This is a genomic window from Pseudomonas sp. P5_B2, assembly GCF_056400445.1.
Genome location: NZ_JBFULH010000127.1, coordinates 1 through 10,860 on the forward strand (window position 1 = coordinate 1; position 10,860 = coordinate 10,860).

The window sequence follows — 10,860 nt, forward strand, 5'->3', positions numbered from 1 at the left end:
TGTTCACTGGAGATCWAATGTGGGAGCGGGCTTGCTCGCGAAGAGGCCAGCAAAAGCACCCTATATCCCGCAGAGTTCACGCAGCAGCCCAGTATCCAGATGCTGCTCCACCAGATCCGCCAGCCGCTCGATATCGCGCTCGCGCAACGCGTGGTAATCCACGTCCTGCACATTCTGCAAACCCGCCCAACGCAACAGCGCACTGCACGCCGCCGGCGACTCGAACAGGCCATGCAGGTACGTGCCGAATATCTGCCCATCCACACTTTGCGCACCATCGCAGCGACCATCGTCCAGCTGCACGGCAGCGTTTTCCAACGCCGGCCCGGTCGTCACGCCCGCATGGATTTCATAGCCGCTGACGGCAGCATCTTCCAGGGTCAGACGACCGCGCACATTGCGCAACTGCTTCTCTTCTTCGAGCTGCGTTTCAAATGCCAGCAACCCCAGACCAGCGCTGGCACCCGGTGCACCTTCCAGACCCAAGGGGTCATGTACCTGTTCACCGAGCATTTGCAAACCACCGCAAATCCCCAGCACTTTGCCGCCATAGCGCAGATGGCGACTGATCGCCGAATCCCAGCCATTGGCCCGCAAAAAAGCGAGGTCACTGCGCACGCTTTTCGAGCCGGGCAGGATGATCAGGTCGGCCGGCGGAATCGACTGGCCGGGGCCGACGAATTGCAGGTCCACTTGCGGATGCAGGCGCAGTGGATCGAAGTCGGTGTGGTTGCTGATGCGCGGCAATACCGGCACCAGCACTTTGAGTACCTGGTCGGCCTTGTCGGCCTGGCGCTGATCGATGCCGTCTTCGGCTTCCAGGTGCAGGTCCATCACGTACGGCAGAACACCGATCACCGGTTTGCCGGTGCGCTCTTCGAGCCAGTCGAGGCCGGGCTGCAGCAAGGCGAGGTCGCCACGAAAACGATTGATGATGAAGCCCTTGATCCGCGCCTGTTCGGTCGGCGACAGCAACTCCAGCGTGCCCACCAGATGCGCGAAAACTCCGCCGCGATTGATGTCGGCAATCAACACCACCGGGCAATCCACCGCTTCGGCAAAGCCCATGTTGGCGATATCGCCGGCACGCAGATTGATCTCGGCCGGCGAGCCCGCGCCTTCAACCATCACCACCGGATACGCCGCACTCAAGCGGTCGTGGGAGGCCAGTACCGCTTGCATGGCGATGGCTTTGTAGTCGTGATAGGCGACGGCGTTCATGGTCGTGACCGCGCGACCATGAATGATCACTTGGGCGCCGGTGTCGCTGTTGGGTTTGAGCAGCACCGGGTTCATGTCGGTGTGCGGCTCAAGGTTGGCGGCCTGGGCCTGCACCGCTTGAGCCCGACCAATTTCACCACCGTCAGCGGTCACCGCGCTGTTGAGCGCCATGTTCTGCGGCTTGAACGGCACGACGCGCACGCCCTGGCGCACCACCCAGCGACACAGCGCCGTCACCAGTGTGCTTTTACCGGCGTCAGACGTGGTGCCCTGCACCATTAATGTCGTCATTGGGTTTCCTTGACGTAGGCTTCAAAGGCTTGCGCCAAGCGTGTCCAGTCCACCTCGTCGGCAGGCAAGCCAAAGCGAAGGCTGCTGTTGTGTGGGAACAAGCGCAGCAAAATCCCCTGCCGAGCCATGAACCCATGCAGTTGCTCGGCCTGGTCGGTGATCAGCCATTGAAACAAGGCGCATCCACCCTGCGACTTGAATCCGAACTGCTCAAGCAGCCGTGCCAGACGCGCGCTGGCCTCTTCGCTGCGCTGGCGTTGGCGAGTGTGACCTTCGGTGTCCAGCAGACAGGCCTGGCCGATCACTCGGCTCGGCCCGCTGACCGCCCATGGCCCGACTTGCTCGGCGAGCAAGTTGAGCAGTTTGCGTTCCGCCAGCACGAACCCCAGCCGCACACCGGCCAGACCGAAAAACTTGCCGAACGAACGCAACACAATCAAGCCGACCTGATGGGTAAACGGCGCCACACTCAACTGCGGCGTGTTGTCCATGAACGCCTCGTCCACCACCAGCCAGCCACCACGGGAGGCCAGTCGGGTGTGCCAATCGAGCAGACGACTCGGGGTCAGGCTCAGGCCGGTCGGGTTGTTCGGGTTGACCACCACCAGCACGTCGAGGCTGTCGATAAAGAAATCGACTTCCTGCTCCAGCACCTCACGCACGATGTAGCCACAGCGTCGCCAGGCTTCGGCGTGTTCGGCGTAGCACGGCGACAGCACGCCGACCTTGCCGGAACGCCGCAAACGCGGCAGTAACTGGATGGCCATTTGCGAACCGGCGACCGGCAGCACTTGAGCTGCGCTGTAATAGTCGCAGGCCGCCTGCTCCAGGCCGTCTCCGGTTTCCGGCAAACGTGCCCAGGCGCGCAGCGGAATGTCCGGGACCGGAAATGGCCAGGGCGCCAGGCCGCTGGACAAGTCGAGCCAATCGGCTTCTGCGATGCCGTATTCGCGCGCCGCCTTGCGCAATCGACCACCGTGCTCAAGCATAAAATTCAGCCCCCACGCAGAGAATCAACAACCATAAACATACCCCGCGCTGAACCAATTGCCAGCCACGGTCAATTGAATCGGCATCCGCGGGCACGCCTTCGCCCAGTTGCGGACGCTGATGCAGTTCACCGTGATAAATCGCCGCCCCGCCCAACTCGACGCCCAAAGCACCGGCGCCCGCCGCCATTACCGGGCCGGCATTCGGGCTGTCCCAGGTCGGGCCTTGGGTACGCCAGCATTTCAACGCCAGGCGGGTTTTGCCCAGCAGCGCGTAGGTCAACGCCACCAAGCGTGCGGGAATGTAGTTGAGGACGTCGTCGATCTTCGCCGCTGCCCAACCAAATCGCTCGAAACGTTCATTGCGATAACCCCACATCGCATCCAGTGTGTTGCTCAAACGGTAGAGCACCACACCGGGCGCGCCGGCCACGGCAAACCAGAACAGCGCAGCGAACACCGCATCGCTGCCGTTCTCCAACACGGATTCGGTGGCCGCACGGGCGACTTCGGTTTTATCCAGTTCACTGGTCTGGCGGCTGACCAGATAGCCCACACGTGTGCGCGCCTCTTCCAGGTCATCACTGCGCAGGGCTTTGGCCACCGGCTCGACGTGTTCACCGAGGCTGCGCATGCCGAGGGCGCAATACAGCGCGAGAATCTCGACGACCCAACCGACATAAGGCGCCCAGGACAATGCCGTGGCGAGCAAGGTCAGCGGCAGCACCGCCAGCACCCACGCGGTGACGCCATGGCTGCGCCAGCCGCGACCACCGCCATTGAAACGTTGCTCGATGCGCTCGGCAAAACGGCCGAACGCCACCAGCGGATGCCAGCGTTTGGGCTCACCCAGCAGCGCGTCCAGCGCAACCGCGGCGACACTCAATAACGCCACACTCATTGCTTCACTCCCCAATAATTTTCATACAGCAACTCGCTGAGCGGACGCGCTTGCGCCCACCCTTCGAGCACCAGCATCGGCGCTGGATAGAATGCTTTGACCGGCCCCAGACAAAGCACCGCCAACGGCTTGGCCCCGGCCGGCAAGCCCAACAGGTCAGCCAACGCTTGCGGCTCGAACAGCGACACCCAGCCCATGCCCAGGCCTTCCGCGCGAGAGGCCAGCCAGAGGTTCTGGATCGCGCAGGACAACGAGGCCATGTCCATTTCCGGCAAGGTGCGCCTGCCGAAGATGTGGCGCTCGCGATCGTCCATCAGCGCCGCGACGAGCACCTCGGCGCAGTCGTTGATGCCTTCGACTTTGAGCTTCATGAATTCGTCGGTGCGCTCGCCAAGGGCTTCGGCAGTGCGGATGCGTTCTGCTTCCACCAGCGACTGGATCTTGCCACGCAGGGCTCGGTCACTGATGCGGATGAAGCGCCAGGGCTGCATCAGGCCGACGCTGGGTGCTTGATGCGCGGCTTCGAGCAGGCGTCGCAATAGTTCGGGCTCAACGGTGCCGCCGCTGAAGTGACGCATGTCGCGGCGTTCGGCGATGGTGCGGTAGACCGCGTCCCGTTCGGCCTGACTGAATGCGTTGTCAGTCATGGCCTCTTCGCGGGCAAGCCCGCTCCCACATTTGACCGCATTCCTTCAGGTAGACCACTTGCTAATGTGGGAGCGGGCCTGCTCGCGAAGGTGGCCTCAAGGTCTGGCGCAAACAATGCGGCAACCGCCGATGGATTGGACGGAAAATAAAAGTGCACATAAGAAGCCGTCATCCGCCCCTCACGATAAACCGCCTCGGCCCCTCGCCCGCCATTCGGACTCAGTCCCCGCGCAATCGGCACAAGCTCGGTACTGGTCAGCGAATGGTGATACGTGTGCCCGCGCAACGCACCTTCCGGCAGTTCGACCGCTTGCAATGCCAGCGCCGCGAGACGCTTTTGCATCACCGCATCGCCTTTAAGCAAACCCACCAGTTCGGCGCGAGTGCCTTCGACATCAGTCAATGAGTCGAGCAGATACAACATGCCGCCACACTCGGCGAGCAACGGTTTGCCCGCTGCATGGTGTGCGCGAATCGCATTCAGCATCGAGGTGTTTTGTGACAGCGTCACATGGTGCAATTCCGGATAACCGCCCGGCAGATAAAGGCTGTCGGCCGCCGGTAATTCGCTGTCGCGGATCGGCGAGAAGAACGATAGTTCGGCGCCCATGGCTCGCAGCAAATCCAGGCTCGCGCCGTAGGTGAACGCGAACGCTTCATCACGGGCCACAGCAATTCGCACACCCGCGAGCAACGGTTCGGCCGCGATCACATCCGGGGCTGCAAATTCGACCGCCGGCGGCAATGCCACTTCGCAGCTGCTGGCCAGCGCATCGGCCGCCGCATCGAGACGCAGATCGAGATCATTCAGCTCACTGGCCTGAACCAGCCCCAAGTGACGACTTGGCAATTCGATCCCGGTTTCCCGCGACAAAGCGCCGTACCAGCGCAAACCTTCCGTCAGGCTGCCTTCGAGCAATTGCGCGTGACGCAAGGTGCCAACACGGTTGGCCAACACGCCGGCAAACGGCAAATCCGGCTGATACTTCGCCAAGCCCAACGCCAACGCCCCAAAGGTCTGGGCCATGGCGGTGCCGTCGATCACCGCAAGCACCGGCACACCAAAGTGCCGCGCCAGGTCGGCGCTGGACGGCGTACCGTCGAACAGCCCCATGACGCCCTCAATGAGGATCAAGTCGGCTTCAGCGGCGGCTTCCCACAACAGTCGACGACTTTCCTGCTCGCCAACCATCCACATGTCCAGTTGATACACCGGCGCACCGCTGGCGCGCTCGAGAATCATCGGGTCAAGAAAGTCCGGGCCGCATTTGAACACGCGCACCTTGCGCCCCTGATTGCGATGCAAACGGGCCAGCGCGGCGGTGACAGTGGTCTTGCCCTGACCGGAAGCCGGCGCGGCAATCAGGACCGCCGGGCAATGACGTGGTTGACTCACAGCTCGACGCCTTTTTGCGCTTTGATCCCGGCCTGGAACGCGTGCTTGATCACACCCATTTCAGTGACGGTGTCGGCCAGTTCAATCATTTCCGGCTTGGCGCCGCGACCGGTCACTACAACGTGCTGCATCGGCGGGCGCGCCTGCAAATCGCTGAGCACTTGATCGAGATCGAGGTAGCCGTGCTTGAGGGCGATGTTCAATTCATCCAGCACCACCAGACCGATGGACGGATCGCTGAGCAATTCGCGGGACACTGCCCAGGCGGCTTCGGCAGCGGCAATGTCACGCTGGCGGTCCTGGGTTTCCCAGGTAAAGCCTTCGCCCATGACATGGAAACGCACTTGCTCCGGGAAGCGGCGGAAGAACAGTTCTTCGCCGGTGCTGTTGCGGCCCTTGATGAATTGCACCACACCACACTGCATGCCGTGGCCCATGGAACGGGCGAGCATGCCGAACGCCGAACTGCTTTTGCCTTTGCCGTTGCCCGTCAGCACCAGCAGCAAGCCGCATTCGTTCGGGGAATTGGCGATGCGTTCGTCGATCACGGCTTTTTTGCGCTGCATACGCGCCAAATGACGTTCGTCACGATCAGGGGTATCGGTCATGGGGGAGCTCTCCGTTGAGGCTGGATAACGGCGGGCAGGCACAAGAAAAGACGGCAAGAAGCCTGGCATCGCCCACCGTGATGCCGCTGAATGAATCAGGCCGGTCTCCGGGCTCATGAGCGGCTTTCGCCTGACTGCGCGCCTTCCCATGTCGAAATTGACACAGTGGCTCAAGGCGCAGTCTTCACTCATTTACCGTTGCGGGGGCAGCGCCGGGATCGTGAGGATTCGTCGTTTGACGATCGTCACTCACCGGCTTCCCTGTTTCACTCTGTCGGCTACTGCCACAGAGCACCTGAAACAAGCCGCGAAGGTTAGAGGGTTGGGGGTGGAGCGTCAAATGAAGACAAAGCCGCGGTGAGCGATATACTGCCGCCGCTCAATTTACTGACGTCAATCTTGCGGCACTCTGCCGACAGTGATATCAAAGAGCCACAACCCAACAACAACACAAATACAAGGGTGAGCAACATGCAAGGCATGATCATCAGCAATCCGAAGCTGGAATTCCTGCGGCCGGTGCTGGAACGCTGGTTTGACTGTATCGACCGCTACAACACGACTCGCGGCGATAACGAAGCGCCTTTCTGGCATGACGAAAAGGCCAACCTTGGCTTGCTCTCTACCGCGGCGTGGATGGCGGAAATGGTCACACTGCAAAACACACCGACCCGCAAACAGATCGAAGAAGGCGAACGCAACGCCCGCGCCGATCTGTTTATTGCGACCACCGATCAGCGCGCCTATCTTCAGGTCACTCAACGCTGGCCCAAGGTCAACAGCCTGAACCTGACTCAGGCACTGCAAGACATCACCGCCKACGCCAAACGCCTCAGCTACGCCAGCGATCTGAAACTAGGCTGCCTGTTCGTGGCACCGCAAAAAGCCATGCAGAGCGCCACCCCGGAAGAACTTCAGGACATGGTCGACGACCTGCAAAAGGAACGTTGCTGCGCGGTAGCCTGGTATTTCCCTTACGCCTACCGCAAGTTGCGTAACGAAGCCGGCCACTATCACCCGGGCATCGCTGTCTTGTTCAAGGAAGCTCACGGCTGACGGTTGAACCATCGCGCCGTTTATCTTCTCTATGAATAAGACACTGCTCTCATAGGGAAGACCAGCATGCGCAAGTCCCCGATTGTTCTCGTCATCGTGCTCGCCGGAGGGCTTGCCGCCTGTGGTGAAACCTCCCGCCTGCAAGTCTCCGACGGCACCGGCCCGTCTCCCAAGCTGCCCGAACCGAATAAAACCCTGATCCCGACGGTAAATGTCGCGCAGGCAATCGGCTGGCCAGACGGTGCGAAACCCACCGCTGCCGCCGGGACTCAAGTAGCGGCCTTCGCTGAAGGCCTCGATCACCCGCGCTGGCTCTACGTACTGCCCAACGGTGACGTGCTGGTGGCCGAAACCAACGCGCCACCCAAACCCGATGACGGTAAAGGCATTCGTGGCTGGGTCATGGGTAAAGCCATGAGCCGCGCCGGTGCTACCGTCCCCAGCCCGAACCGCATCACGCTACTGCGTGACAAGGACCACGATGGCATCGCCGAAACCCGCACGGTTTTTCTGGAAAACCTCAATTCGCCCTTTGGCATGACGCTGGTCGGCAATGACCTGTACGTGGCCGACACCGACCGCTTGCTGCGTTTTCACTATGAAAGCGGCGACACGACGATCAAATCGCCGCCGATCAAAGTGGTTGATCTGCCGGGGGGCACGCTGAACCATCACTGGACCAAAAACGTCATCGCCAGCAAGGATGGCAGCAAGCTGTACGTCACGGTCGGTTCCAACAGCAACGTCGGTGAAAACGGCCTGGACCAGGAAGAAGGCCGCGCAGCGATCTGGGAAGTGGACCGCACCACCGGCAATCACCGGATATTCGCTTCCGGAATTCGCAATCCCAACGGTTTGGCCTGGGAACCCCGCAGCGGTGCGCTGTGGACAGCGGTCAACGAGCGGGACGAAATCGGCAGCGATCTGGTGCCGGACTACATCACCTCGGTCAAGGATGGCGGGTTCTATGGCTGGCCATTCAGCTACTACGGCCAACACGTCGACATTCGTGTCGAGCCGCAAAATCCTGACCTGGTGGCCAAGGCCATCAAACCGGACTACGCGGTGGGTCCGCACACGGCATCGCTGGGCCTGACGTTCGCTGAAGGCAACACCTTGCCCGCGCAATTCAAGGAAGGCGCGTTCATTGGCCAGCACGGCTCATGGAACCGTCAACCGCACAGTGGCTACAAGGTCATTTTCGTGCCGTTTGCGGGTGGGAAACCGGCCGGGCAACCGGTGGATGTGCTGACAGGTTTTCTAAATGAAGACGAAGAAGCCAGGGGCCGGCCGGTCGGTGTGGTGATAGATCAACAGGGCGGCTTGCTAGTGGCCGACGATGTCGGGAACAAGGTGTGGCGCGTGACCGCAGCCAAATAACGGCAACCTCCTACAGGGGGGGCAGCGCTGTGACTAGGGATTGTGGGCCAGGTGCTGGGGCTGCAGAACGCGCTTGGCGCTCAGGTATGCCCTCTGCCAATAGGCTTTAGACAGACTGTCGAGCTTCACCGTGCCGCCAGTCGCTGGCGCATGCACGAAGCGGCCTTCGCCAACGTAAATCCCGGCATGGCTGACCTGCGAGCCGCCATTGGTGGCGAAGAAAATCAGGTCACCGGTTTGCAGGCCTTCCTTGCCCACGTTGGCGGCTTGCATGCTGATCATCTCGCGCGTGGTACGCGGCAGGGAAATGCCGGCAACATCACGGTAGACATAGCCGATCAACCCGCTGCAATCAAATCCCGCATCCGGCGTGTTGCCACCCCAGCGGTACGGCGTTCCCACCAGGCCGAGCGCGCGGAACAGTACGTCTTCTGCTTCGGGGGAAAAGGATTGTGGATTACCGAAAATAATGGGCGCGCGAACCACCGGTGCAGGCGGGGTGCGGCTGGCGCAGGCGCTGAGCAGCGCTGCGAAGAACAGGAGTACGAGGCGGGCCGACATCGTCATAAGCAGAACATCCTGATCTGGCTGCGGCTTTTTTCTGCCGGGTGTGCAGAAAAGAAAACCGCCTGCGCTAGGCGCAGGCGGTTTGCCATCATTAGTAGATCAGAATTCTAGCGGCTATATGGCAAACTTCAAGTAAGACTTTAAGTTCACCTTACAATTTGTACGCTTACTTGCGAGCGGTGACCACGGTCGGGGCCATCGCAAGGGCGCGCTTGGCTTCGATGAAGGTCTTGTTCCAGTAGCTGTCACCCAGGCTATCGACCCGAACACCACCGCTTTTGCGGCTGCTGGAGTGGATGAACTGGTTGTCGCCCAGGTAGATCCCGGCGTGACTGACGCGGCCGCGACGACCGTTGGTGGCGAAGAACAGCAGGTCGCCTGGCTTCAGCGCGCTGCGAGCTACCAGTGGCGCGTCCACGTTGATCATTTCGCGAGTGGAGCGTGGCAGGTTCATGCCAGCTTCTTCTCGGAACAGATAACCGATGAAGCCGCTGCAATCGAAACCAGATTCAGAAGTACCGCCGAAACGGTAACGGGTACCGATCAGGGACATGCCACGTTYGAGGATGCTGTCGGCCAGAACCGGAAGTTTGTACGACTTGCCGTCCGCAAAGTCAGCCAGTTCTTTATCGGTGGCAAGCTCTTCCTGAAAAAGAACGGAAGAAGACTTTGTGCTAAGTGTGTTTTTAACCTGCTGTTGCTGCTCTTGCTGGGACACTGGGGAGTGAGCAGCGCAACCGAACAACAGGGTGACGAGTGCGAGAGGCACGAGGGGTGCGAAGCGCTTTAGCATGGGCACGACCGTGGCTGATAGTTATAAAGAAGCCGAGACTATGCCCACTATCATCCTCATTTGCAAATTCAATCGAACTTTATGTGACTTATCAGTTTCTCGTTTACATCTAAGCGCTTAAGCCCGTTTTAGACACTCGCGCAGCCTGCCACCCTGCAGGAAAGCGGATTTCCTGACGCCTKAAATATGCCAAAACCCCTGCCAGGCTTAGGGTTTACAGGCTTTCGTTACCAGGCTTTTGTTACCAACCCAGGGTTTCTTTCAGGAAAGGAATGGTCAGCTTGCGCTGAGCTTGAAGAGAGGCCTGATCGAGACGCTCAAGCAACTCGAACAGCGCACTCATGCTGCGAGTGCCGCGGGTCAAAATAAAATGCCCGACTTCATCGGTCAGGTGCAAGCCGCGACGCGATGCACGCAATTGCAAAGCGCGCAATTTGTCTTCATCGGAAAGCGGGCGCATCTGAAAGATCAGGGCCAGGGTCAAACGCGACTTCAAGTCCGCCAGCTTCACCGGCAATTCACGCGGTGAGGTCGACGCGGCGATGAGTAGGCGACGACCGCTGTCGCGCAGGCGATTGAACAGATGGAACAGCGCCTCTTCCCAATCCGCCCGACCTGCAACCGCCTGCAAATCATCCAGGCAGACCAGCTCGTATTGTTCGAGGTTATCGAGAATGGAGATGCCACGATCAAGCAGCTCGGCCAATGGCAAGTACACCGCCGGCTCCCCCAACTGCTCGAAGCGCAGGCAGGCCGCCTGCAACAGGTGCGTACGCCCTACCCCGTCCTTGCCCCAGAGATAAATCAGGCTTTCGGTCCACCCGGCGTCGGCTTCGCAAAGCCGCTCGACATAGCCGAGTGCTGCGGCATTGGCGCCTGGGTAGTAATTGATAAAGGTAGCGTCATCACGCAGACGCACACCTAGGGGCAGCTGAATCGGTTTCATGCTGACTGAACAGTTCCAAAGGAACCGTTAGTGACCTCTGTGTAAAGTTTGCGAAGTTTATACC

11 protein-coding genes and 1 riboswitch are annotated in these 10,860 nt (G+C 60.4%); of the genes, 2 read left to right on the top strand and 9 right to left on the bottom strand.

The genetic code is table 11. The features are described 5' to 3' along the window. Positions 1–60: 60 nt before the first annotated feature. From AC1DRJ_RS12840 to cobO, 6 genes are read right to left on the bottom strand one after another with little or no spacing between them, the layout of a single operon-like run. The gene (locus tag AC1DRJ_RS12840; RefSeq protein ID WP_477802478.1) at positions 61–1,512 is read right to left on the bottom strand and encodes a cobyric acid synthase; all 1,452 of its coding nucleotides are present in this window, start codon (positions 1,510–1,512) and stop codon (positions 61–63) included. After that, complete coding sequence (gene cobD / locus AC1DRJ_RS12845) at positions 1,509–2,501, bottom strand: threonine-phosphate decarboxylase CobD (RefSeq protein WP_477802479.1); 993 nt, start codon at positions 2,499–2,501, stop codon at positions 1,509–1,511. The genes AC1DRJ_RS12840 and cobD overlap by 4 nt, the downstream gene beginning before the upstream one ends. Further along, on the bottom strand, positions 2,494–3,402 hold the full coding sequence (cbiB, locus tag AC1DRJ_RS12850; RefSeq protein ID WP_477802480.1) for an adenosylcobinamide-phosphate synthase CbiB: 909 nt from the start codon (positions 3,400–3,402) through the stop codon (positions 2,494–2,496). The genes cobD and cbiB overlap by 8 nt, the downstream gene beginning before the upstream one ends. Continuing rightward, positions 3,399–4,049 carry a 5,6-dimethylbenzimidazole synthase gene (gene bluB, locus AC1DRJ_RS12855; RefSeq protein WP_477802481.1) on the bottom strand — a complete coding sequence of 217 codons (651 nt, stop codon included), beginning with the start codon at positions 4,047–4,049 and terminating at the stop codon, positions 3,399–3,401. The genes cbiB and bluB overlap by 4 nt, the downstream gene beginning before the upstream one ends. Continuing rightward, complete coding sequence (locus AC1DRJ_RS12860) at positions 4,046–5,446, bottom strand: cobyrinate a,c-diamide synthase (protein WP_477802482.1); 1,401 nt, start codon at positions 5,444–5,446, stop codon at positions 4,046–4,048. The genes bluB and AC1DRJ_RS12860 overlap by 4 nt, the downstream gene beginning before the upstream one ends. After that, positions 5,443–6,054, bottom strand: a complete 612-nt coding sequence (gene cobO, locus AC1DRJ_RS12865; RefSeq protein WP_027922439.1) for a cob(I)yrinic acid a,c-diamide adenosyltransferase — start codon at positions 6,052–6,054, stop codon at positions 5,443–5,445. Before cobO ends, AC1DRJ_RS12860 begins: the two co-directional genes overlap by 4 nt. 81 nt (positions 6,055–6,135) lie before the next feature. Further along, positions 6,136–6,368, bottom strand: a riboswitch (cobalamin riboswitch). 157 nt (positions 6,369–6,525) lie between these two features. Here cobO and AC1DRJ_RS12870 point away from each other — a divergent pair. Together AC1DRJ_RS12870 and AC1DRJ_RS12875 are read left to right on the top strand one after the other, a co-directional pair. Continuing rightward, positions 6,526–7,110: a hypothetical protein gene (locus tag AC1DRJ_RS12870; protein ID WP_477802483.1), complete on the top strand. Its 585-nt coding sequence runs from the start codon at positions 6,526–6,528 to the stop codon at positions 7,108–7,110. Between the two features lie 66 nt (positions 7,111–7,176). Further along, positions 7,177–8,490 carry a PQQ-dependent sugar dehydrogenase gene (locus tag AC1DRJ_RS12875; RefSeq protein WP_477802484.1) on the top strand — a complete coding sequence of 438 codons (1,314 nt, stop codon included), beginning with the start codon at positions 7,177–7,179 and terminating at the stop codon, positions 8,488–8,490. A 33-nt stretch (positions 8,491–8,523) separates the two neighbouring features. Here the strand turns inward: AC1DRJ_RS12875 and AC1DRJ_RS12880 are convergent, their stop codons facing one another. The 3 genes from AC1DRJ_RS12880 to hda form a co-directional block, all read right to left on the bottom strand. Next, complete coding sequence (locus tag AC1DRJ_RS12880; RefSeq protein WP_477802485.1) at positions 8,524–9,057, bottom strand: C40 family peptidase; 534 nt, start codon at positions 9,055–9,057, stop codon at positions 8,524–8,526. Positions 9,058–9,223: 166 nt separating this feature from the next. Continuing rightward, the gene (locus tag AC1DRJ_RS12885; protein WP_477802486.1) at positions 9,224–9,850 is read right to left on the bottom strand and encodes a C40 family peptidase; all 627 of its coding nucleotides are present in this window, start codon (positions 9,848–9,850) and stop codon (positions 9,224–9,226) included. 241 nt (positions 9,851–10,091) lie between these two features. Further along, the gene (gene hda, locus AC1DRJ_RS12890; RefSeq protein ID WP_010456804.1) at positions 10,092–10,796 is read right to left on the bottom strand and encodes a DnaA regulatory inactivator Hda; all 705 of its coding nucleotides are present in this window, start codon (positions 10,794–10,796) and stop codon (positions 10,092–10,094) included. Positions 10,797–10,860 lie beyond the last annotated feature (64 nt).